Raw genomic sequence first — 261 nt, 5'->3', positions numbered from 1 at the left:
CTCGCAATAAGGAAGTTCGCAGAAAAGAGAGAAAGTACATTTTGGACTCGGAAGTCATTGGTTAATTTAGGTCAGTTAAAAGAGAATGGAAAACGTGATTTTATTGAGAGGAATTGCCGAGCGCGATAATGGTTGCCCATGCATGAAAAATAGAATCATGGGACAAGATAAGGTAGTGTTAAGCACCACCGCCTCCACCACCACCGCCTCCACCACCAGCACCGCCACCACCACCGCCTCCTCCTCCGCCAGCACCGCCTC

1 protein-coding gene is annotated in these 261 nt (G+C 49.4%); it reads right to left on the bottom strand.

What is annotated here, in order from left to right:
• Positions 1–75: 75 nt before the first annotated feature.
• Positions 76–261 (bottom strand): hypothetical protein (locus tag R0J87_RS21785; RefSeq protein WP_498888916.1); only part of this gene is annotated, 186 nt, incomplete at its 5' end.

It is taken from the genome of Halomonas sp. SIMBA_159 (assembly GCF_046536035.1).
Classification (GTDB): domain Bacteria; phylum Pseudomonadota; class Gammaproteobacteria; order Pseudomonadales; family Halomonadaceae; genus Vreelandella; species Vreelandella venusta_A.
This window is presented reverse-complemented; position numbering and strand designations above follow the sequence as displayed.